Here is a 21,608-nt window from a genome sequence, read left to right on the forward strand (position 1 = left end):
GTCACCGCGCTGGTGGGGGCAGAGAGATGCGCGTCACGTCCCAAATGACGGACATCACACCGGACACCGCGGCGGCGCGGGCGCACGCCTCAATCCAGTCACTCCCGTACCGCGGGTCACACCCGTTCGGCCCTGGCGGCACCGGCGCCGACCGCCCCCGGACGGGCCGCGGCTAGGCTCGTGGCCATGGTCAATCTGACGCGCATCTACACCCGCACCGGCGACAAGGGCACCACCGCGCTGGGCGACATGAGCCGCACCGCCAAGACCGACCCCCGCATCGCCGCCTACGCGGACGCCAACGAGGCGAACGCGGCGATCGGGGTCGCCCTGGCCCTCGGCCGATTGCCCGAGGACGTCGCACAGGTGCTCGTCCGGGTGCAGAACGACCTCTTCGACGTGGGCGCGGACCTCTCCACCCCGGTCACGGAGAACCCGAAGTACCCGCCCCTGCGCGTGGAGCAGTCGTACGTCGACCGGCTGGAGGCCGACTGCGACCGCTTCCTGGAGGAACTGGAGAAGCTGCGCAGCTTCATCCTGCCGGGCGGCACCCCGGGCGCGGCCCTGCTGCACCAGGCGTGCACGGTCGTACGCCGCGCGGAGCGCTCGACCTGGGCGGCCATGGAGACACACGCGGAGACCATGAACCCCCTGACCGCCACCTACCTCAACCGCCTCTCCGACCTGCTGTTCATCCTGGCGCGGACGGCGAACAAGGAAGTCGGCGACGTCCTGTGGGTGCCGGGCGAGAACCGCTGAGGCACGCGTCCGCCCACCCCGCCCGGCCGGGTCCTGGCGCCCCGGGGGCCGAGGCCCAGGCGCCAGTGGCCGAATCTTCAGGCGTCGAGGCTCGTTTCGGCCACAGGGTGTAGCTCGCCGCGATGGCCACATTGATGCCGATCACCCACAGCATTCGCGTCTGCCACATCCGCAGCGACGACGTGTCCCCGGAGCTCCCGACGTACCAGACGGCCGCCTGGAGCAGCGCCAGGGCGACCGCCGCGGAGAGGATCCAGCGGCCGGCGGTCTTCCACTCGTGGACCGTCCGCGCCCGCCCGTGCTTCGGCGGCTTGACCGGCGGCGGTCCGCCCGCGAACCGGTGGGCGAAGCGCTGGTCGGCCCACTTCAGCGTGGAGTGACCGAGGCCCACCGAGAAGCCGACGTAGACGGCGGCCAGGCCGTGCTTCCAGTCGGCCGTCGCGCCGTCGCGGAGGTCCATCGCGGTCACGACCAGCAGGACCAGCTCCAGCACCGGCTCCACGAGCAGCAGCGCCGCCCCCGCCCGCGGGCCGCCCCCGCCCGCGGCATGCGCAGCAGGTAGCGCAGGCTCAGCCCGCCGGCCAGCAGCAGCCAGAAGGCCACCTCGCAGGCGACGATCAGCGTGACGACCATTGCGCTCTCCCTTCCCTCCCTTCCAGGCTCGCCGCCGGCGCGCGCCCGTTCGTCCTCACGGGCGGCGATTCGCGACTGCATCCTTTGATGTACTCCGCGCCCCGCCCGGCGGCCGGACGGCGGACGACGGCACCCGCCCCCACGTGCTGTGATGGCCTCATGCCCCGTTCCCTCCCGCACCGCGACGACCTGCTGATCGCGGGGGCCGGGCTGCTCGGCGGCCTCGCGCTGTACGCGCTGGGGCTGAGCAGCCGGCCGGTGGCCGCGCTGCCGCACCAACTGTCGCTCGTGGCGCTGGTGGTGATTTCCGGGGCCGAACTGCTGCGTCGCCGGAACCCTCTCGTCGCGCTCGCGGTGGGAACCTGCGCGCTGACGCTCGACGTGTGCTCGGGCAACCTGATCGCGACCACGGTGATGTTCACGGACCTGCTGTACGCGGCCGTCCTCTACGGTCCTCAGGCCGCGTACCGCCTCCTCCCCCGCGCCTGCGAGGCGGTCACGGTGATCGGGACGCTGGTGTCCGTCGCCCTGATCCGCCGCCCGGAGGCGGTCCTCATCGGTGTCGGACTGGCCGTGGCCACCATCGCCCCCGCCTGGACGGGCGTCGGCGTGCGCCACCACCGTGACGCGGCCCAGGCCGCCCGGCTCGCGGCCGAACGGACCGTCCTGCTGGCCGAGATGGACCGGCGCGAAGCGGTCGTCGCGGAGCGCGCGCGGATGGCCCGCGAGCTGCACGACGTGGTGGCGGGCCACCTGTCGGCCATCGCGATCCACTCCACCGCCGCCCTGTCCATCGGCGAGCCGGACGCGTCCCGCGAGGCACTGGGCGTCATCCGTCGGGACAGCGTCCAGGGTCTGGCCGAAATGCGCCGCCTGATCGCCCTGCTGCGCGGGGCGGAGGACAGCGCCGAGCCGGCCACGACCCCCACCCTCGGCAGTCTCGGCGTGCTCCTCGAACGGACTCGCGCCGCACTCTCCGACGAGCGCTTCACCGTGGAACTGCGGGACGGGCGCGGCCCCGGCCCGCTGCCGGCCCCCGTGGAGCTGGCCGCCTACCGCATCGTCGAGGAGTCGCTGACGAACGCCGTCAAGCACGCGGCTCCGGGTCCCGTCACGGTGGAACTGACCGGTGCGGACGGCCGGGAGCGCGCCCTGACCGTACGGGTGACGAACGCGCTCGGCGGCGGGTCGGTGCCCCGGGCCCCGGGCGCCGGGGCGGGTCTGGTGGGGATGCGGGAACGTGTCGCCCTGCTGGGCGGCCGGCTGGCGGCCGGGCCGGCCGCCGGGGACGCCGGTGCCTGGGAAGTGCGGGCCGAACTGCCCCTGAACGACGAGGAGAAGAACGCATGAGCGAGCGGGAACGGCCGATCCGGGTGGTCGTGGCCGAGGACCAGGCGTCGGTGCGGTCCGGGTTGGTGCTGATCCTGCGGTCGGCCCCCGGCGTGGAGGTGGCCGGGGAGGCGGCCGACGGCGAGGAGGCGGTCCGGCTCGCCCGGGAACTGCGCCCGGACCTGGTTCTGATGGACGTCCGGATGCCGCGGCTCGACGGCATCGCGGCCACCCGTCTGATCTCCGGCGAGGGCCTCGCCGACGTGCTGGTCCTGACCACCTTCGACCTGGACGAGTACGTCTTCGGCGCGCTGCGCGCCGGCGCGGCCGGCTTCCTGCTCAAGGACAGCGAGGCCGCCGACCTGGTGGCGGCGGTACGGACCGTCGCCCGCGGCGAGGGCCTCATCTCGCCCGCCGTGACCCGCCGGCTGATCTCCGAGTTCGCCCGCCGCGCCCCCGACCCCGCCGTGCACCGCGACGCGGCGGTGGTGGACACCCTCACCCGCCGTGAGCGGGAGGTGCTGGCCTGTCTGGGCGGCGGGCTGTCCAACGCGGAGGTCGCGGGGCGCCTGGGGATGGCCGAGGCGACGGTGAAGACCCACGTCAGCCGGGTGCTGGGCAAGCTGGGGCTGCGCAGCCGGGTCCAAGCGGCCGTCCTCGCGCAGGAATTGGGCCTGGTCCAGACCTCTTGACCATTGGTACGGACCTTCTTACGCTCCCCTCACAGTCGTGGTGAGCGTTCTCATCGAACGCACCCCCCTGCGCCGGGCCCGTCCCCCTCGCCCACGCGCGCTCACCTCGCTGCGCACAGGTCATGGAACCCCCCACCCCCCACATCACCCCCCCACATCTCCTGACCTCACCGAGGAGCACTCTCTTGTCAACAGAGCCCTCTCGACATCACGCAAGCCCCACCCTCAACTCCCCCCGCAGAAAGCCCTTCACCCGCGCCGTCGCCGCCCTCGGCGCGCTGCTCCTCCCGGCCGCGGCCCTCGTCGGGTTCGCGACGCCGGCGAACTCCGCGGGCGCGGCGGCCCACCCGGTGACGTCCGCGGCGGGCAAGCCCGTCAAGGCCGCCTCCGCCACCGCCACGTTCGCCAAGACCGGCGACTGGGGCTCCGGCTACCAGGGCGAGTGGACCGTCAAGAACACCGGGACGACGGCCATCGACGGCTGGACCGTCGAGTGGGACCTCCCCTCCGGCACCGGCGTCGGCGCCTACTGGGACGCCCTGATCACCGCCTCGGGCTCGCACTACACGGCCAAGAACCGGGAGTACAACGGCTCCATACCGCCCGGCGGCAGCGTCTCCTTCGGATTCGTCGCCACCGGATCCGGCGCCCCGGACAACTGCAAGCTCAACGGCGGGGCGTGCGACGGCTCGTCCACCGACACCCCGCCCAGCGCGCCCGGCAAACCGGAGTCGACCGGCGTCACGGCCACCAGCATCGGCCTGAAGTGGGCCGCCGCCACCGACGCCAAGGGCATCAAGGAGTACGACGTCTATCGCGGCACGGCCAAGGTCGCGACCGTCGCCAAGCTCGCCTACACCGACACCGGTCTGACGGCGGACACCGAGTACACGTACACGGTGGTGGCCCGCAACCTGAACGGCAAGACGGGGCCCGCGAGCCCCGCCGCCACCTTCCGTACCACGAAGAGCGGCTCCGACCAGCCTCCGTCCGCCCCTGGCACCCCCCAGGCCACGGCGATCACCGACACCTCCGTCGCCCTCAAGTGGACGGCGGCGACGTCCGACAAGGGCGTCAAGGAGTACGACGTCTTCCGCGGCACGTCCAAGGTCGCGACCGTCGCCAAACTGGCGTACACCGACACCGGCCTCCAGCCCGGCACCGACTACACCTACACCGTCGTCGCCCGGGACAGCGCCGGCCAGACCGGACCGGCCAGCCCGCCGCTGACCGTCCGCACCACCGGCGGCGGTACCCAGCCGGCCGGCGACATGATCAAGGCCGGGTACTTCGCCCAGTGGGGCATCTACGGCCGCGGCTACACCGTGAAGTCCCTCGACACCACGGGCGCCGCCGCCAAGCTCACCCACATCAACTACGCCTTCAGCAACATCGACCCGAACAACCTCACCTGCCTCAACGGCGTCACCAAGGCCACCGGCTCCAACCCGCAGGACCCCAACCAGGGCGACGGCGCCGGTGACTCCTGGGCCGACTACGAGAAGGGCTTCAGCTCCGGCGAGTCCGTCAACGGCACCCAGGACACCTGGGACCAGCCGCTGGCCGGCAACTTCAACCAACTGAAGCAGCTCAAGGCCAAGTACCCGAAGCTCAAGGTGATGATGTCGATCGGCGGCTGGACGTACAGCAAGTACTTCTCCGACGTCGTCAAGACCGACGCCTCCCGGCAGAAGTTCGTGAAGTCCTGTATCGACATGTACATCAAGGGCAACCTGCCGGTCACCAACGGACGCGGCGGCAACGGCGTCGCGGCCGGGATCTTCGACGGCTTCGACCTCGACTGGGAGTGGCCCGGCTCCGAGGGCCACGCCGGCAACCACATCTCCAAGGAGGACAAGGCCGGCAACACCCTCCTCTTCGCCGAGTTCCGCCGCCAGCTCGACGCGCAGGGCGCGGCCGACGGCAGGAAGTACCAGCTCTCGGCCTTCACCCCGGCCGACCCCGGCAAGATCGAGGCGGGCTGGGACATCACCACCAAGGACGGCACGCCCAGCGTGTTCGACTACATGGACTACGCCAACGTCCAGGGCTACGACTTCCACGGCGCGGGCAGCGACAACAGTTGGGAGCCCAACCTCACCGGCCACCAGGGCAACCTGTACCCCGACGCCAAGGACCCGTACACCACCAAGTTCAGCGTCGAGAAGACCGTCCAGACCTACCTCGACGCCGGCGTCGACTCCCGCAAGCTCGTCCTCGGCCTCGCCTTCTACGGCCGCGGCTGGCAGCAGGTCGCCGACGGCGGCGTCCACGGCGTCTGGCAGAAGGCCAACGGCGCCGCACCGGGCCAGTTCCCGGAGGAGTCCGGCACGCGCGGCTACGACAACCTGCTGGCCTCCGTGCCGAACCTGAAGATCTACCACGACGAGACGTCGGTGGCGACGTACGGCTACACCGGCGAGAACGGGCAGTGGTGGACGTTCGACGACGCTTGGTCGATCGGGAAGAAGACGGCTTGGCTGAAGTCGAAGAGGCTTGGCGGGGCCATGGTGTGGGAGATGAGCGGTGACAGCGGCACGCTCATGACCGCACTGGACAACGGTCTCCGCTAGCACGGTAGGGAGCCCCGGCCCCGCCCATTCACCGTTTCTTGCGGGGGCTCCGCCCCCGCACCCCCGGACGGGCTGACCAGTCAGCCCGTCCGGCGTTTGAGGACAAGGGGGTCTGGGGCGTCAGCCCCAGGAAACGGCGAAAGGGAGGGTCCGGGGCACACCCCCCTACGCCACATTCACCCGCTGCCCAGGAGGCGCCGCCTCCAGCCACGCCAAGAAGCCGGTCAGAGCGTCCTCGCTCATGGCCAGCTCAAGAAGCGTTCCCCGCAGAGAACACCGCAGCACGACCGCGTCCGACAACAGGGCCAGTTCCTCATCCCCATGAGGAGCCCGCCGCTCCAGAACCTCGATCGCGTCCCGTTCCAGCACCCGCCGCGGGCGGTACGCGTACGAGAAGACCCGAAACCACTCGATCCGGTCACCGCTGTACCGCGAGACGCCATACACCCACCCTTTCCCGGGCGGGTCGGCGGCCGGCTCGGTGACGTCCCAGCGGAGGCTGCAGTCGAAGGTTCCCCCCGACCGCTGGATGAGCCGTCTGCGCAGTCCGAAGACGAAGAGTCCCAGCAGTACCAGCAGAACGACGATGCCGCTCACGAGCAGAGCGAGGACCATCACCACCGACCTCCTCGCATCATCTAGAGCAACCGCACCTGTATTGCCTCAGCCGCGGACCGGCCTGGATTGTTCCAGGCGGTCCGCGGCTGAGGGACGTACTTCAGTGAGGCCGCGGGCTAGTGAGGGCCCGCGACCGCACGCAGCCGGACATCCGCGCGACGCTCGGCGGCGCCGTCGGCTTCCGCCTTCGCGCGCTCCAGAGCCCGCTCCGCACGGGTGACGTCGATCTCGTCCGCCAGCTCGGCGGTCTCCGCCAGCAGCGACAGCTTGTCGTCCGCGAAGGAGATGAATCCGCCGTGCACCGCGGCGACGACGGTGCCGCCACCGGTGGTCCTGATGGTCACCGGGCCGGACTCCAGCACACCGAGCAGCGGCTGGTGGCCGGGCATGACGCCGATGTCACCCGATGTGGTACGCGCGATGACCAGAGTGGCCTCGCCGGACCAGACGCTTCGGTCCGCCGCGACCAGCTCGACGTGCAGCTCAGCAGCCAACGTGGCTCCTCGGGTCTCCACCCGCCGGGCGCGGCGGGTGTTGGGTCAAAGAATAGGGGACGTGCGGTCCGGGGGCGGGAGTGCCCCGCCCCCGGACCGCGAGCATCACGATGCTCAGGAGACGCCCAGCTCCTTGGCGTTCTTCTTGAGGTCCTCGAGACCACCGCACATGAAGAAGGCCTGCTCGGGGAAGTGGTCGTACTCACCGTCGCAGATGGCGTTGAACGCGGCGATGGACTCGTCCAGCGGAACGTCCGAACCGTCGACACCGGTGAACTGCTTCGCCGCGTGGGTGTTCTGCGACAGGAAGCGCTCGACGCGACGGGCGCGGTGGACGACCAGCTTGTCCTCTTCGCCCAGCTCGTCGATACCGAGGATGTTGATGATGTCCTGGAGGTCCTTGTACTTCTGCAGGATCCCCTTGACGCGCGAGGCGCACTCGTAGTGCTCCTGCGCGATGTAGCGCGGGTCCAGGATCCGGGACGTGGAGTCCAGCGGGTCCACGGCCGGGTAGATGCCCTTCTCGGAGATCGGACGGGAGAGCACCGTCGTCGCGTCGAGGTGGGCGAAGGTGGTGGCCGGGGCCGGGTCGGTCAGGTCGTCCGCGGGGACGTAGATCGCCTGCATGGAGGTGATCGAGTGACCGCGGGTCGAGGTGATGCGCTCCTGGAGGAGACCCATCTCGTCGGCCAGGTTCGGCTGGTAGCCCACCGCGGAGGGCATGCGGCCGAGCAGGGTCGAGACCTCGGAACCGGCCTGGGTGAAGCGGAAGATGTTGTCGATGAAGAACAGCACGTCCTGCTTCTGGACGTCACGGAAGTACTCGGCCATGGTGAGGCCGGCCAGCGCGACGCGCAGACGGGTGCCCGGGGGCTCGTCCATCTGACCGAAGACCAGTGCGGTCTTGTCGAGAACGCCCGACTCTTCCATTTCCTGGATGAGGTCGTTGCCCTCACGGGTGCGCTCACCGACACCGGCGAACACGGAAACACCATCGTGCAGCTTGGCCACACGCATGATCATTTCCTGGATCAGCACGGTCTTGCCGACACCGGCACCACCGAACAGACCGATCTTGCCGCCCTTGACGTACGGGGTCAGCAGGTCGACGACCTTCAGACCGGTCTCGAACATCTCGGTCTTCGACTCGAGCTGGTCGAACGCGGGCGCCTTGCGGTGGATGGACCAGCGCTCGGTGACCTCGTTCTCGGCCTCGGGGTCGTTCAGGATCTTGCCCAGGGTGTTGAACACCCGGCCCTTGGTGACGTCACCGACGGGAACGGTGATGCCCGTCCCGGTGTCGGTCACGGCCGCCTGGCGGACCAGGCCGTCGGTGGGCTCCATGGAGATGGCGCGCACCACGCCCTCGCCCAGGTGCTGCGCGACCTCGAGCGTCAGGGTCTTCTTCCGGCCGGCCTCGGCCGGGTCGGAGACCTCGACGGTCAGGGCGTTGTAGATCTCCGGCATCGCGTCGACGGGGAACTCCACGTCGACGACCGGGCCGATGACCCGGGCGACGCGGCCCGTCGCGGCGGCCGTCTCAACAGTGGTGGTCATTTATCGGTCACTCCCCGCGGTCGCGTCGGCCAGGGCGCTCGCGCCTCCGACGATCTCGCTGATTTCCTGGGTGATGTCGGCCTGTCGGGCCGCATTGGCAAGCCGCGTGAACGACTTGATGAGCTCTTCGGCGTTGTCGGTCGCCGACTTCATCGCCCGGCGCCGGGCCGCGTGCTCGGAGGCCGCGGCCTGCAGCAGGGCGTTGTAGACCCGGGACTCGACGTACCGCGGCAGCAGCGCGTCGAGCACGGCCTCGTCCGACGGCTCGAACTCGAACAGCGGAAGGATCTTGTCCTTCGCCGCGTCCTCCGCGTCCGCCTTCTCGAGGGTCAGCGGCAGCAGCCGCTTGTCCACCGGCGTCTGCGTCATCATCGACACGAACTCCGTGGAGACGATGTACAGCTCGTCCACGCCGCCCTCGGCCGTGTCCTTGAGGACGGCCTCGATCAGCGGGTCGGCCACCTTCTTGGCGTCCGCGTACGTCGGGTTGTCCGTGAAGCCCGTCCACGAGTCGGCCACCGGGCGCTCCCGGAAGGCGTAGTAGCCCACGCCCTTGCGGCCGACGATGTAGTGGACGACCTCGCGGCCCTCGCCGCGCAGCCGCTCGGTGAGCTGCTCCGCCGCCTTGATGGCGTTGGACGAGTAGCCGCCCGCCAGACCGCGGTCGCTCGTGACGAGCAGGACCGCGGCCCGCGCCGGCTGCTCGACCTCGGTCGTCAGCGGGTGCCGGGTGTTGGAACCGGTGGCGACGGCGGTCACGGCGCGGGTGAGCTCACCGGCGTACGGAGCCGACGCGGCCACCCTGCGCTGCGCCTTGACGATGCGCGAGGCGGCGATCATCTCCATCGCCTTGGTGATCTTCTTGGTCGCGGAGACGGCTTTGATCCGCCTCTTGTAGACCCGAAGCTGGGCACCCATGCTCAGCCCTCGCCCAGCAGCTTGCCGTCCGCGGTCTGGAACTGCTGCTTGAAGGACGCGACGGCGTCGCCGAGCGCCTGCAGCGTGTCGTCCGACATCTTGCCGCCCTCGACGATGCTGGTCATCAGGCCCTTGTGCGCCTGGTGCAGGTAGTCCAGCAGCTCGCGCTCGAAGCGGCGGATGTCCTCGACCGGGACGTCGTCCATCTTGCCGGTGGTGCCGGCCCAGATCGAGACGACCTGGTCCTCGGTGGCGTACGGCGCGTACTGGGTCTGCTTCAGCAGCTCGACCATGCGCTTGCCGCGCTCCAGGGCCGCCTTGGAGGCCGCGTCCAGGTCGGAACCGAAGGCGGCGAACGCCTCCAGCTCGCGGTACTGGGCGAGGTCCACGCGGAGCCGGCCGGACACCTGGCGCATGGCCTTGTGCTGGGCGGAGCCACCGACACGGGAGACCGAGATACCGACGTTCAGGGCCGGGCGCTGGCCGGCGTTGAACAGGTCGGACTCCAGGAAGCACTGGCCGTCGGTGATGGAGATGACGTTGGTCGGGATGAACGCCGAGACGTCGTTGGCCTTGGTCTCGACGATCGGCAGACCGGTCATCGAGCCGGCGCCCATGTCGTCGGAGAGCTTGGCGCAGCGCTCCAGCAGACGGGAGTGCAGGTAGAAGACGTCACCCGGGTAGGCCTCACGGCCCGGCGGGCGGCGCAGCAGCAGGGAGACGGCACGGTAGGCGTCGGCCTGCTTCGACAGGTCGTCGAAGACGATCAGGACGTGCTTGCCCTGGTACATCCAGTGCTGGCCGATGGCGGAGCCGGTGTACGGCGCGAGGTACTTGAAGCCGGCCGGGTCGGACGCCGGAGCCGCGACGATCGTCGTGTACTCCAGGGCGCCGGCCTCCTCCAGCGCGCCGCGGACGGACGCGATGGTGGAGCCCTTCTGGCCGATGGCGACGTAGATGCAGCGGACCTGCTTCTTGGGGTCGCCGGTGCGCCAGTTGGCCCGCTGGTTGATGATCGTGTCGATCGCCAGGGCGGTCTTGCCGGTCTGGCGGTCGCCGATGATGAGCTGGCGCTGGCCGCGGCCGATCGGGGTCATGGCGTCGACGGCCTTGTAGCCCGTCTCCATCGGCTCGTGGACCGACTTGCGGACCATGACGCCGGGGGCCTGCAGTTCGAGGGCGCGGCGGCCCTCGGTCTTGATCTCGCCGAGGCCGTCGATCGGGTTGCCCAGCGGGTCGACGACGCGGCCGAGGTAGCCCTCGCCCACACCCACGGAGAGCACCTCGCCGGTGCGCTGCACCGGCTGGCCCTCCTCGATGCCGCTGAACTCGCCGAGGACGATCGCACCGATCTCGCGCTCCTCAAGGTTGAGGGCGAGGCCGAGGGTGCCGTCCTCGAACTTCAGCAGCTCGTTCGCCATGGCCGAGGGAAGACCCTCGACCTTCGCGATGCCGTCGCCGGCAAGGCTGACCGTACCGACCTCCTCGCGCGAGGCCGCGTCCGGCTTGTACGCCTGGACAAAGTTCTCCAGCGCGTCCCGGATCTCCTCCGGCCGGATCGTGAGCTCCGCCATCTGGGTTCCCTGCTCTCCTTGTTGGGCCCGAAGTATTTCTCTCCCGCGGGGGCTCCCCCGCGGGACACCGTCGGCCCAACTCGGGCCGTCAGTCATGCTCTTGAGTTGGTGGCTGGTCAGCCGCCAGCCCGGCCGGCGTCAGCCGGCCAGGTGCCGGCCCGCCTCCGCGAGGCGGTCGGCGATGGTCCCGCTGATGACCTCGTCGCCGATGCGCACCTGGATGCCACCGAGGACCTCCGGGTCGACGTCCAGGTTGAGGTGGACGCTCTTCCCGTACAGCCTGGCGAGCGCGTCGCCCAGCCGCTGCTTCTGCCGGTCGTTCAGCGGCACCGCGGAGGTGACCTCCGCGACGACGCGGCCGCGGCGGTCGGCGGCCAGCTTGGAGAGGGCGGTGAGCCCCGCCTCCAGGCTACGGCCTCGCGGCGCGGTGACCAGGCGGACGACGAGCCGCTCGGTGACCGGGTTGGCCCGGCCGCCCAGCAGGCGTCGCAGCAGTTCGGCCTTGGCGGAACGGTCGGCGACCTTGTCGGTCAGCGCGGCGCGCAGACCGGGGTTGGACTCGACGATCCGGCCGAAACGGAACAGCTCGTCCTCGACGTCGTCCAGCCGGCCGGCCCGCTGGGCGGCGGCCAGGTCGGCCGACGCGGCGAGCTCCTCCAGGGAGTCGACGAGGTCGCGCGAGGTCGACCAGCGGGAGCGGACCATGCCGCTCACCAGGTCGGCGCAGTCGGCGCCGACCTGACCGCCGAGCAGGCGCCCGGCCAGCTCGGCCTTGGCCGCGCCGGGCTGCGCCGGGTCGGTGAGGACCCGGCGCAGCGAGACCTCGCGGTCGAACAGCGCGGTGACGGAGGCAAGGTCCCCGGCCAGCTTCGCCGCGTCGACCGAGGCGCTGTCCGCCAGCGCGTTGAGGTTTTCGCGTGCCGAGGCAAGGGCCTCGCGGCTCGCTCCGTTCATCGCGTGACCTCAGCCTTCGTCGTGTCGGCCGGCTTGGCCTCGAGCGCGTCGAGGAACCGGTCGATGGTGCGCTCCTGTCGGGCGGCGTCCTTCATGGACTCGCCGACGATCCGGTCGGCCAGGTCGATGGCCAGCTTGCCGACGTCCTGGCGGAGCGAGGCCGCGGCGGCCTGGCGGTCGGCCTCGACCTGGGCGTGGCCGGCGGCGATGATTTCCTCACGCTGCCGCTGGCCCTCGACCCGCATCTCGGCGACCATGGCGGCGCCCTGCTCCTGCGCGTCCTGGCGCAACTGTGCGGCCTCGTTGCGGGCCTCGGCGAGCTGCGCGCGGTAGTCGTCGAGGACCTGCTGGGCCTCGTCCTGCGCGGCCTTGGCCTTCTCCAGGCCGCCCTCGATGGCCGCCCGGCGCTCGTCCAGAACCTTGTTGAAGTTCGGGAGGAGCTTCTTGCCGAGGAAGAGGACGACGATGAGGAAGGCGAGCGTGCCGATGACGAGCTCGGGGACCGGCGGGAGGAAGGCGGGCTCCGTCTCCTCCGACGCCAGCATGGCTGCTGCCAGGGCGATCACATCAGTGCCTTTCGTCGCGTAATGAGTGGCCGTCTACCGATTAGCTGTAGACGAAACCCATGACGAGGCCGATCAGGGCGAGCGCCTCACAGAGGACGAAGCCCAGGATCTGGTTGGCGCGGATCAGGCCGGCCGCCTCGGGCTGACGAGCCAGGGCCTGCGTGCCGTTGCCGAAGATGATGCCGACGCCGACACCGGGGCCGATGGCCGCGAGACCGTAACCGATCGCAGCGGCGTTGCCGTGGAACGTGTCCTTGGCGGCGGCGAGGTTGACCATTTCGAGAGCAGCGGACATGCCGTTACTTCCTTCTCTTTCACGGACCGGTGGGGGTTGGCCACCGGACGTCTGGGGGTCTGTGGGGAGGGTCTGCTCAGTGGTGCTCGGCGAGAGCGCCCTGGATGTAGGAGCAGGCCAGGAGGACGAAGACGTACGCCTGAAGGGCCTGGATGAACATCTCGAAGACGGTCAGCAGGATGACCATCACGAAGGAGACACCGGCGTAGGCGATGCCGATCCCGTTCAGCAGGTACCAGCTCGCGATCGTGAAGATCAGCAGCAGCACGTGGCCCGCGAACATGTTGGCGAAGAGCCGCACGGCGTGGGTGAAGGGCCGGATCAGCAGGTTGGAGAAGAGCTCCAGGACCATGACCAGCGGAAGAACCCAGCCGAGTTCCTTGTTGTAACCGCTGATGTTCTTGATGCCGCCGATGAAGCCGTGCCGCTTGAACGTCAGGGGCACCCAGATCAGATAGACCAGCAGTGCGAGACCCGCCGGGTAGGCGATGATCGACGTCACCGGGAACTGGGCGACCGGGATGATCGACCAGAGGTTCATCATCCAGATGAAGAAGAACAGCGAGACCATGAGGGGGACGTACTTCTCGCCCTCCTTCTTCCCCAGGGCCTCGTAGACGATCCCCTTGCGGATGAAGTCGTAGCCCGCCTCACCGACCATCTGGAGCTTGCCGGGCACCAGCTTGGCCCGGCCGAAAGCGGCCCAGAGGAACACGATCGTGATGACCGAGCCCAGGACGGCCAGGAGCATCGGCTTGTTGACCTCGATACCGCCGACGGTGAACAGCGGCTCGAACACAAAGGAGTGGAGCCCTGGGGTCGGGAAGCCGCACCCGTCGAAGATGTGGCAATCGGTCTCGAAGGCGAGCATCTGGTCAGCACTCACCGCGAGCTCCTTCAGCGTGGCGCATAGGTACGGCAACCTCGTTGTGTCGGCGCGGCAAGCAGCCACGGAACGGCACTGGACTGGTCTTACGGTTAGGGGTGCGGCAGGTCGGCCGGGGGCCGGGAGCCATCGCGGGCATCATCGGCGCGGATGGCCGGTTCGCTCCCGCGTGGAGCGGGGCTTCGGCTGTCCGCGTCCGCTGCACCTCAGATGGCACCGGACGATAGCAGGTGAGCACGCGGGCGCTTATCCCGGCCCTACCTGTCATGACGGGGACTCCGCCGGCGCGGGCTTCCTCGCGTCGGCGGCGGCCTCCGGATCGACGTACAGGATCTTCATCTTCAGGTGGGCGCGCAGTTGCGCGGCGACCCACACCAGCGTCGCGGCGAGCACGGAGAAGGCGAAGGCCTTGAAGCTGAAGAGCGTGGTGCCCTTCAGGATGCCGAGGAGAATGACGATCGCCAGGCACTGCACGGCGTACAGCGCGAGGCCCATCATCTGGAAGACCTGCGGCCACTGCCGCGCGGTCCGCTGCAGCAGGTAGAGCCCGAGGGACATGCTGGCCAGCGCGAGCAGCGTGCCCACCACGGCCCCGACGGCCCCCTTGCCGCCCGCGACGGCGAAACCGACGGCAACGGCGACGAGCCCCGCGACTGCGGTCGGGACGGCGCACTGAAGTAGCGTTCGGGCGTCGTTGGCCTGCATGAAGGGTCTCTCCGGCGGATTCGGAAGCAACGATTCGTCGGGGACGAGGGTATCCCGGGGTGTGGGCGCGACCTCGCGACGAAGGAACCGCCGGGGGGCGCTCCACTACGGTCCTTCGGCTCTGCCACGGGTTTCGTGAACGGTATCACAAACTATTTGATGAGGTCTTTACCTATATCGTGTGCCGCCTGTCACACACAAGAGTCAAGCCGCCCGTCGTTGTGCTGACGAGCGGCTTCTTCTCTGCTAATGCCCTTGACCCCTGGCTTCGTCAGTGGTGGTTGCTGATGTCCCGTACGTGACGGAACCGCGAGCGGTCGCCCACGGCCGTCGCGCCGTGCAGCCCGGCCGGTACCGGCTCCGGCTCCTCGGCGGGCGCCTCGTCCGGCGCCGGGCGATCCACCGGGCCCTCCGTCCGCTCCTCCGGCCGCCCCTCCGCCGGCACCGGGGTGCGGCGACGGCGGTAGCGGGGCGGCACCAGGTGTTCGGCCCAGCGGGGAGCCCGGGGCCGGAACCGCGGCATCAGCAACAGCACCAGGCCGACGGCGCTCAGCGCGACGATCAACAGCAGGACGCCGCCCGCCGAGTTCACCGAGTACGCCACCGTGCCGAAGGCGATCAGCGCGGACCAGAAGTACATGATCAACACGGCCCGGCTGTGCGAGTGGCCGATCTCCAGCAGCCGGTGGTGCAGATGGCCGCGGTCGGCCGCGAACGGCGACTGGCCGTTCCACGTCCGGCGCACGATCGCCAGCAACAGGTCGGCGACCGGCACCGCGATGATCGTCAGCGGCAGCAGCAGCGGGATGTAGATCGGCACCGTGGCCTGGACGGTCGCCTTCTCCGAACCGGTGAAGGAGCCCAGCAGGTCCGGGTCGACCTGGCCGGTGATGGAGATCGCGCCGGCGGCCAGCACCAGCCCGATGAGCATCGAGCCGGAGTCGCCCATGAAGATCCGTGCGGGGTGCATGTTGTGCGGCAGGAAGCCCAGGCACATGCCCATCAGGATGGCCGCGAACAGCGTCGCCGGGGCCGCCGCCTCCACGTTGTGCCCGTACCAGAGCCGGTAGGCGTAGAGGAAGAACGCCGCCGCCGCCAGGCAGACCATGCCCGAGGCGAGCCCGTCGAGGCCGTCGACGAAGTTCACGGCGTTGATGGTGATCACGACCAGGGCGACGGTCAGCAGGGTGCCCTGCATGGGGGTCAGGGCCACCGTGCCCACGCCGGGCACCGGCAGCCAGAGGATCGTGAGTCCCTGGAGCACCATCACGCCCGCGGCGATCATCTGCCCGCCGAGCTTCACCAGGGCATCCACGCCCCACTTGTCGTCCAGCACCCCGAGCAGCCAGATCAGTCCGGCACCCGAGAGCAGCGCGCGCGGCTCGTTGGAGGTCTCGAAGACGTGCTTGAGACTGGACAGGTGCGAGGCGACCAGCAGGCCCGCGCACAGTCCGCCGAACATGGCGATCCCGCCCAGCCGCGGCGTCGGTTCGCGGTGCACGTCACGCGCCCGGATCTCCGGCATCGCGCCCGCCGCGATGGCGAACTTCCGCACCGGGCCCGTGAGGAGATAGGTGACCGCCACGGTGACGCACAGCGTCAGCAGGTATTCACGCACGGGCTGCCCCAGGGATTTCGCCGGCCATCACAGCCCCACACCATATTCGCGTCCGGACCGGATCCGTGAATGCAGATGAAGACGTTCACCACCCCCTGATGGTTGCGAGCGCTCGGTAAACGATCACGCCAGCGCAGGATACGGCGGAAACGCGAGCGCCAGTTCCGCGACCGCCTCCCGGAGCCGCACGGCGGTGCCCTCGCCCCGCAGCGCCGCCCCGACGAGCGCCGCCACCCGGGCCATCTCCGGCTCGCGCATCCCCTGGGTCGTCACCGCCGCGGTGCCCAGCCGCAGACCGCGGGCGGCGCCGTGGCCCAGCCCGCAGACGTCGAGGACGATGCCGGCCGCCGCCAGCCGGCCACGCGCCCGCACACCGTCCAGCCCGAGCCCCGTCGCGTCCGCGACGATCAGGTGGGTGTCGGTGCCACCGGTGGCGACGGCGAGCCCCTGCTCGGCCAGTCCGGCCGCGAGGGCCCGGGCGTTGGCCACCACCTGTCGGACGTACGCGGCGTACGCCGGCGTCGCGGCCTCCCCGAAGGCGACGGCCTTCGCCGCCACGCTGTGCATCTGGGCGCCGCCCTGTGTGAACGGGAACACCGCCCGGTCCACCCGCTCCCCCTGCCGCCCGCCGCACAGCAGCATCCCGCCGCGCGGCCCGCGCAGCACCTTGTGCGTGGTGGCGCACACCACGTCCGCGTACGGCACCGGGTTCGGCGCCGCTCCCCCGGCGACCAGGCCGATCGGATGCGCGGCGTCCACGATCAGGAGCGCGTCCACCTCGTCGGCGATCTCCCGGAACAGCGCGTAGTCCGGGTGGCGCGGGTAGGCGATGGAACCGCAGACGATCGCCCGCGGGCGGCGGGCCCGGGCGAGGTCCCGCACCCGGTCGTAGTCGATCCGGCCGGTGTCCGCGCGGGCCCCGTACCCCGTGAAGTCGAACCACCGCCCCGAGAAGTTCGCGGGCGACCCGTGGGTGAGGTGCCCGCCCTCCCGCAGCCCCATCGCCAGCACCCGGTCCCCCGGGGCCAGCAGCGCCGCGTACGCGGCCAGCACGGCCGCCGACCCCGAGTGCGGCTGCACGTTGGCGTGCTCCGCCCCGAACAGTCCCCTGGCCCGCTCCTGGGCCACCCGCTCGGCCATGTCCACGACCTCGCAGCCGCCGTGGTGCCGGGCTCCCGGGTAGCCCTCGGCGTACTTGTTCACCAGCGGTGAGCCGAGCGCCTGCAGCACGGCGGGGGAGGCGAAGTTCTCCGCCGCGATGAGCTGGAGTCCTGCGGACTGCCGTCTCGCCTCGGCGAGGATGATGCCGGCGATTTCGGGATCCTGACGCGTGAGCGCGTCGGCCGCTGCTTCGGTGACGGGCATCGGGGGCTCCGTGCGGTGGGGGTGAGCGCTGTGCTCACTCCCAATGTAGGCCCGGTGCGGGGGGTGTGCAGGGTGCCCCGGACCCTCCCTTTCACCGTTTCTTGCGGGGGCAGGCCCCCGCACCCCCGAAGCGCGCTGCGCGCGCTGTCCTCAAACGCCGGACGGGCTGATATTCAGCCCGTCCGGCGTTTGAGGACAAAGGGGGTCTGGGGCGCAGCCCCAGGAAACGGTGAAAGGGAGGGTCAGGGGCCCCTCAAACCGCCGGGACCCCGGTCAGGGCCGTCACCACAGGATCCAGCGCCACCTGAATCTCCTCGCCGATCGAGCGGAAGAACGTGATGGGCGCCCCATACGGATCGTGCACCTCATCCGCCTCGGCGTCGGGCGCCAGCAACCACCCCCGCAGCGCCGCGGCAGCCTGCACCAGCGCGCGGGCGCGCTCGACGACACCGCCGTCCCCGTCCGGCGCGGGCAACGTCGCCGGATCGATGGCCCGCACCAGCCGGGTGAACTCCTTCAACGTGAAGGTCCGCAGCCCCGCCGAGTGCCCCATCGAGATGACCTGAGCCCGGTGATCACGCGTAGCGGTGAGCACCAGATCGGCCCGGATGACGTGCTCGTCCAGCAGTTCCCGCCCGGTGAACCCGTGCGGGTCCGCGCCGAAGTCGGCCAGCACGGTGGCCGCGTGGGCCTCCATGGGCGCGCCCTCGTGCCCCCAGGTGCCGGCGCTCTCCACCACCAGCCCGCCCGCGTCCGGGTCGCCGAGGCGCTCGGAGAGGGCATGGCGGGTCAGCCGCTCGGTGATGGGCGAGCGGCAGACGTTGCCGGTGCTGACGTGGAGGATGCGGAAGGTGTCGGTGCTCGTCTCCGGTCCCGCTATGCCACGCCCCTGCGGGGCGATCAATTCGCCACCTCGAGGTCGGGTACCACCTCGCGGAGCCGCTCGGCGCTGATGGCACCGGCCCGCAGCAGCACCGGCACCTTGCCGGTGACGTCAACGATCGAGGACGGCACGTCCGCGGGGGTGGGGCCGCCGTCGAGGTAGACGGAGACGGAGTCGCCGAGCATCTCCTGGGCGGCGTCGCAGGTCTGCGGCGCCGGGTGGCCGGTGAGGTTGGCGCTGGAGACGGCCATGGGGCCGAACTCGGTGAGCAGTTCGATGGCGACGGGGTGCAGCGGCATCCGCACCGCGACCGTGCCACGGGTCTCGCCGAGGTCCCAGGTCAGCGACGGCTGGTGGGTGGCGACCAGGGTGAGCGCGCCGGGCCAGAAGGCGTCGACGAGCTCCCAGGCCTGCTCGGAGAAGTCGGTGACGAGCCCGTGCAGGGTGTTCGGGGAGCCGACGAGGACCGGCGAGGGCATGCCCCGGCCGCGGCCCTTGGCCTGGAGGAGGTCGCCGACGGCGTCGCGGCTGAAGGCGTCCGCACCGATGCCGTACACGGTGTCGGTGGGCAGCACGACCAGCTCGCCGCGGCGGACCGCGGCGGTCGCCTCACGCAGACCGGTCCTGCGGTCGGTCGCGTCGCCGCAGTCGTATCGCCGAGCCATTGAGCCAACCTCCTCGTACGGGGCAGATGTCTGGGGTGCCGTGGCGGTCACGGCAGGGCCTTCCGGGCCGTGGCGAACCGGGGCCGGTTGTTGAGGTCGGGGTGGTCGGCCGCGTCGGCCCAGCCCCGCTCCTCGGTGAAGATCCACGGCACCTGGCCGCCCTGGGTGTCGGCGTGCTCGATGACGACCACGCCGCCGGGGCGCAGCAGCCGGTGCGCGGTGCGCTCCAGGCCGCGGATGGTGTCGAGGCCGTCCTCGCCCGAGAACAGCGCGAGCTGCGGGTCGTGGTCGCGGGCCTCGGGGGCGACGTACTCCCACTCGGTGAGCGGGATGTACGGCGGGTTGCTGATGACCAGGTCGACCTGGCCGTCGAGCTCGGGGAGCGCGTCGAGCGCGTTCCCGTGGTGCAACTGGACGCGCGAGCCCTCGACGTTCTTGCGCGCCCAGGACAGGGCGCCCTCGTCCAGCTCCACGGCGTGCACGCGCGACCGCGGCACCTCCTGGGCCAGGGCCAGCGCGATGGCGCCGGAGCCGGTGCACAGGTCGACGATCAGGGGTTCGACGACGTCCATGGCGCGGACCGCGTCTATGGCCCAGCCGACGACCGACTCGGTCTCCGGCCGGGGGACGAAGACGCCGGGTCCGACCTGGAGCTCCAGGTAGCGGAAGAAGGCGCGCCCGGTGATGTGCTGGAGGGGTTCGCGGGCCTCGCGGCGGGCGACGGCCTCCCAGTAGCGGGCGTCGAAGTCCGCGTCGGCGACCAGGTGCAGCTCACCCCGTTTGACGCCGTGCACGAAGGCGGCGAGCTCCTCCGCGTCGAAGCGCGGGGAGGGCACGCCGGCGTCGGCCAGCCGCTGGGTGGCCTGCGCCACCTCGGCGAGCAGCAGGTTCACTGGACCTTCCTCCTGTTGCGCTCCATGACCGGTCTCTCGTACGCGGTCTCTACTGTGCGGCAGCCAGCTTGGCCGCCGAGTCGGCGTCGACGCACGCCTGGATCACGGCGTCCAGGTCGCCGTCGAGCACCTGGTCCAAGTTGTACGCCTTGAACCCGACCCGGTGGTCCGAGATCCGGTTTTCCGGGTAGTTGTAGGTCCGGATCTTCTCGGAACGGTCGACCGTGCGGACCTGGCTGCGGCGCGCGTCCGCGGCCTCGGCCTCGGCCTTCTCCTGCGCCGCGGCGAGCAGCCGGGAGCGGAGGATGCGCAGGGCCTGCTCCTTGTTCTGGAGCTGGCTCTTCTCGTTCTGGCAGGAGGCCACGACGCCGGTCGGCAGGTGCGTGATGCGGACGGCCGAGTCGGTGGTGTTGACGGACTGGCCGCCGGGACCGGACGAGCGGTAGACGTCGATCCGCAGGTCGTTGGGGTTGACCTCGACGTCGATCTCCTCGGCCTCGGGCGTGACGAGCACGCCGGCGGCGGAGGTGTGGATGCGGCCCTGGGACTCGGTGGCCGGCACGCGCTGGACGCGGTGCACGCCGCCCTCGTACTTCAGCCGGGCCCAGACGCCCTGGCCGGGCTCGGTGGCGCCGTTGCCGCCCTTGGTCTTCACGGCGACCTGGACGTCCTTGTAGCCGCCGAGCTCGGACTCGGTGGCGTCGATGATCTCGGTCTTCCAGCCGACGCGCTCGGCGTAGCGCAGGTACATGCGCAGCAGGTCGCCCGCGAACAGCGCGGACTCGTCGCCGCCGGCGCCGGCCTTGATCTCCAGGATGACGTCCTTGTCGTCGCTGGGGTCGCGCGGGACGAGCAGCAGGCGGAGCTTCTCGGTGAGCTCCTCGCGCCGCTTCTCCAGCTCCTTGACCTCGGCGACGAAGTCGGGGTCGTCGGCCGCGAACTCGCGGGCCGTTTCGATGTCGTCCGCGGTCTGCTTCCAGGAGCGGTACGTGCCGACGATCGGGGTGAGCTCGGCGTAGCGCTTGTTGAGCTTGCGGGCGTTGGCCTGGTCCGCGTGGACGGCGGGGTCGGCGAGCCGCTTCTCGAGGTCGGCGTGCTCGCCGATCAGTTCCTCGACTGCCTCGAACATCAAGATTCCCTATGCGAAGGTGACGGACCTGCTGGAAGTGACGGACCTGCTGGACGACAAAGCGCCGGTCCGGCCGTCCCCCGCCGAGGAGGGACGGCCGACCGGCGCCTGCGGGCCGCTACTTCTTCGCGGACCCGGCGTTCTTGCCGAAGCGGGCCTCGAACCGCGCCACACGGCCACCGGTGTCGAGGATCTTCTGCTTGCCCGTGTAGAACGGGTGGCACTCGGAGCACACGTCGGCACGGATGGTGCCGTCCGCGACGGTGCTACGGGTGGTGAACGAGGCGCCACAGGTGCAGCTGACCTGGGTCTCGACGTACTCCGGGTGGATGTCGCGCTTCAAGGGGTTCTCCTAGGTTCGGGAGGGCTCCGGGTCGTGCGGCGGGATTGCCGTACGTGAACCGGGGCCGACGTACCAGTCTGCCAGTACCGGCCGCATCCCCCAAAACGGGGTCCGGGGGCCCGTTATTCCCGGGCCTCCGGCGGGCCGGGCGCGGCCGTC

General features: G+C 70.6%; 21 protein-coding genes and 1 pseudogene. 4 read left to right on the forward strand and 18 right to left on the reverse strand.

The features are described from left to right. Positions 1-186: 186 nt before the first annotated feature. Positions 187-759, forward strand: coding sequence for a cob(I)yrinic acid a,c-diamide adenosyltransferase (locus ACZ6X9_RS01790; RefSeq protein ID WP_469775944.1), 573 nt, complete (start codon positions 187-189; stop codon positions 757-759). On the opposite strand, the pseudogene ACZ6X9_RS01795 reads toward ACZ6X9_RS01790, so the two are convergent. Further along, positions 692-1,392: pseudogene (locus tag ACZ6X9_RS01795) on the reverse strand (hypothetical protein). The gene ACZ6X9_RS01790 and the pseudogene ACZ6X9_RS01795 overlap by 68 nt on opposite strands. A gap of 159 nt (positions 1,393-1,551) precedes the next feature. Here ACZ6X9_RS01795 and ACZ6X9_RS01800 point away from each other — a divergent pair. From ACZ6X9_RS01800 to ACZ6X9_RS01810, 3 genes are all read left to right on the forward strand, one after another. Beyond that, complete coding sequence (locus tag ACZ6X9_RS01800; RefSeq protein ID WP_469775945.1) at positions 1,552-2,742, forward strand: sensor histidine kinase; 1,191 nt, start codon at positions 1,552-1,554, stop codon at positions 2,740-2,742. After that, positions 2,739-3,413, forward strand: a complete 675-nt coding sequence (locus tag ACZ6X9_RS01805) for a response regulator (protein WP_469775946.1) — start codon at positions 2,739-2,741, stop codon at positions 3,411-3,413. The genes ACZ6X9_RS01800 and ACZ6X9_RS01805 overlap by 4 nt, the downstream gene beginning before the upstream one ends. A 185-nt stretch (positions 3,414-3,598) precedes the next feature. Then, positions 3,599-5,986, forward strand: coding sequence for a glycosyl hydrolase family 18 protein (locus tag ACZ6X9_RS01810; protein ID WP_469775947.1), 2,388 nt, complete (start codon positions 3,599-3,601; stop codon positions 5,984-5,986). Between the two features lie 165 nt (positions 5,987-6,151). Here the strand turns inward: ACZ6X9_RS01810 and ACZ6X9_RS01815 are convergent, their stop codons facing one another. From ACZ6X9_RS01815 to rpmE, 17 genes are all read right to left on the reverse strand, one after another. Then, positions 6,152-6,607, reverse strand: coding sequence for a DUF2550 domain-containing protein (locus ACZ6X9_RS01815; protein WP_469775948.1), 456 nt, complete (start codon positions 6,605-6,607; stop codon positions 6,152-6,154). Positions 6,608-6,720: 113 nt separating this feature from the next. Then, the gene (locus ACZ6X9_RS01820) at positions 6,721-7,098 is read right to left on the reverse strand and encodes a F0F1 ATP synthase subunit epsilon (RefSeq protein WP_469775949.1); all 378 of its coding nucleotides are present in this window, start codon (positions 7,096-7,098) and stop codon (positions 6,721-6,723) included. A 114-nt stretch (positions 7,099-7,212) separates the two neighbouring features. After that, positions 7,213-8,655, reverse strand: a complete 1,443-nt coding sequence (gene atpD, locus ACZ6X9_RS01825) for a F0F1 ATP synthase subunit beta (RefSeq protein ID WP_469775950.1) — start codon at positions 8,653-8,655, stop codon at positions 7,213-7,215. Next, positions 8,656-9,573, reverse strand: a complete 918-nt coding sequence (locus ACZ6X9_RS01830) for a F0F1 ATP synthase subunit gamma (protein ID WP_469775951.1) — start codon at positions 9,571-9,573, stop codon at positions 8,656-8,658. A gap of 2 nt (positions 9,574-9,575) precedes the next feature. Next, positions 9,576-11,147: a F0F1 ATP synthase subunit alpha gene (gene atpA / locus ACZ6X9_RS01835; RefSeq protein WP_469775952.1), complete on the reverse strand. Its 1,572-nt coding sequence runs from the start codon at positions 11,145-11,147 to the stop codon at positions 9,576-9,578. A 138-nt stretch (positions 11,148-11,285) separates the two neighbouring features. After that, positions 11,286-12,101, reverse strand: coding sequence for a F0F1 ATP synthase subunit delta (locus ACZ6X9_RS01840; RefSeq protein WP_469775953.1), 816 nt, complete (start codon positions 12,099-12,101; stop codon positions 11,286-11,288). Then, positions 12,098-12,658, reverse strand: a complete 561-nt coding sequence (locus ACZ6X9_RS01845) for a F0F1 ATP synthase subunit B (RefSeq protein ID WP_469776616.1) — start codon at positions 12,656-12,658, stop codon at positions 12,098-12,100. The genes ACZ6X9_RS01840 and ACZ6X9_RS01845 overlap by 4 nt, the downstream gene beginning before the upstream one ends. A 49-nt stretch (positions 12,659-12,707) precedes the next feature. Then, positions 12,708-12,962, reverse strand: a complete 255-nt coding sequence (locus tag ACZ6X9_RS01850; protein ID WP_004953266.1) for an ATP synthase subunit c family protein — start codon at positions 12,960-12,962, stop codon at positions 12,708-12,710. A gap of 76 nt (positions 12,963-13,038) precedes the next feature. Beyond that, a complete protein-coding gene (gene atpB / locus ACZ6X9_RS01855; protein ID WP_185940202.1) occupies positions 13,039-13,833 on the reverse strand; it encodes a F0F1 ATP synthase subunit A in 795 nt (264 codons plus the stop codon). Between the two features lie 279 nt (positions 13,834-14,112). Then, entirely contained in the window at positions 14,113-14,553 is a 441-nt protein-coding gene (locus ACZ6X9_RS01860; protein ID WP_469775954.1) for a hypothetical protein, read from the reverse strand. 271 nt (positions 14,554-14,824) lie between these two features. Beyond that, the gene (locus ACZ6X9_RS01865) at positions 14,825-16,171 is read right to left on the reverse strand and encodes an MraY family glycosyltransferase (protein WP_469775955.1); all 1,347 of its coding nucleotides are present in this window, start codon (positions 16,169-16,171) and stop codon (positions 14,825-14,827) included. A 123-nt stretch (positions 16,172-16,294) separates the two neighbouring features. Next, complete coding sequence (locus ACZ6X9_RS01870) at positions 16,295-17,536, reverse strand: serine hydroxymethyltransferase (protein WP_469775956.1); 1,242 nt, start codon at positions 17,534-17,536, stop codon at positions 16,295-16,297. 253 nt (positions 17,537-17,789) lie between these two features. Then, a complete protein-coding gene (locus tag ACZ6X9_RS01875) occupies positions 17,790-18,440 on the reverse strand; it encodes an arsenate reductase/protein-tyrosine-phosphatase family protein (protein ID WP_469775957.1) in 651 nt (216 codons plus the stop codon). Further along, a complete protein-coding gene (locus ACZ6X9_RS01880) occupies positions 18,437-19,084 on the reverse strand; it encodes an L-threonylcarbamoyladenylate synthase (RefSeq protein ID WP_469775958.1) in 648 nt (215 codons plus the stop codon). Before ACZ6X9_RS01880 ends, ACZ6X9_RS01875 begins: the two co-directional genes overlap by 4 nt. Positions 19,085-19,131: 47 nt before the next feature. After that, entirely contained in the window at positions 19,132-19,977 is an 846-nt protein-coding gene (gene prmC / locus ACZ6X9_RS01885) for a peptide chain release factor N(5)-glutamine methyltransferase (protein ID WP_004953292.1), read from the reverse strand. A 49-nt stretch (positions 19,978-20,026) separates the two neighbouring features. Beyond that, on the reverse strand, positions 20,027-21,106 hold the full coding sequence (gene prfA, locus ACZ6X9_RS01890) for a peptide chain release factor 1 (RefSeq protein ID WP_469775959.1): 1,080 nt from the start codon (positions 21,104-21,106) through the stop codon (positions 20,027-20,029). A gap of 118 nt (positions 21,107-21,224) precedes the next feature. Further along, the gene (gene rpmE, locus ACZ6X9_RS01895) at positions 21,225-21,449 is read right to left on the reverse strand and encodes a 50S ribosomal protein L31 (RefSeq protein ID WP_004953295.1); all 225 of its coding nucleotides are present in this window, start codon (positions 21,447-21,449) and stop codon (positions 21,225-21,227) included. Positions 21,450-21,608 lie beyond the last annotated feature (159 nt).

Source organism: Streptomyces sp. NPDC052910 (assembly GCF_055585605.1).

Bases quoted from the DNA above. Each gene is read 5' to 3' on its own strand.
- prfA (WP_469775959.1), bottom strand. From the start codon at position 21,106: ATGTTCGAGGCAGTCGAGGAACTGATCGGCGAGCACGCCGACCTCGAG.
- atpB (WP_185940202.1), bottom strand. From the start codon at position 13,833: ATGCTCGCCTTCGAGACCGATTGCCACATCTTCGACGGGTGCGGCTTC.
- ACZ6X9_RS01880 (WP_469775958.1), bottom strand. From the start codon at position 19,084: ATGGCTCGGCGATACGACTGCGGCGACGCGACCGACCGCAGGACCGGT.
- ACZ6X9_RS01860 (WP_469775954.1), bottom strand. From the start codon at position 14,553: ATGCAGGCCAACGACGCCCGAACGCTACTTCAGTGCGCCGTCCCGACC.
- ACZ6X9_RS01805 (WP_469775946.1), top strand. From the start codon at position 2,739: ATGAGCGAGCGGGAACGGCCGATCCGGGTGGTCGTGGCCGAGGACCAG.
- ACZ6X9_RS01830 (WP_469775951.1), bottom strand. From the start codon at position 9,573: ATGGGTGCCCAGCTTCGGGTCTACAAGAGGCGGATCAAAGCCGTCTCC.
- atpA (WP_469775952.1), bottom strand. From the start codon at position 11,147: ATGGCGGAGCTCACGATCCGGCCGGAGGAGATCCGGGACGCGCTGGAG.
- ACZ6X9_RS01800 (WP_469775945.1), top strand. From the start codon at position 1,552: ATGCCCCGTTCCCTCCCGCACCGCGACGACCTGCTGATCGCGGGGGCC.
- ACZ6X9_RS01850 (WP_004953266.1), bottom strand. From the start codon at position 12,962: ATGTCCGCTGCTCTCGAAATGGTCAACCTCGCCGCCGCCAAGGACACG.
- ACZ6X9_RS01840 (WP_469775953.1), bottom strand. From the start codon at position 12,101: ATGAACGGAGCGAGCCGCGAGGCCCTTGCCTCGGCACGCGAAAACCTC.
- ACZ6X9_RS01790 (WP_469775944.1), top strand. From the start codon at position 187: ATGGTCAATCTGACGCGCATCTACACCCGCACCGGCGACAAGGGCACC.
- ACZ6X9_RS01870 (WP_469775956.1), bottom strand. From the start codon at position 17,536: ATGCCCGTCACCGAAGCAGCGGCCGACGCGCTCACGCGTCAGGATCCC.
- atpD (WP_469775950.1), bottom strand. From the start codon at position 8,655: ATGACCACCACTGTTGAGACGGCCGCCGCGACGGGCCGCGTCGCCCGG.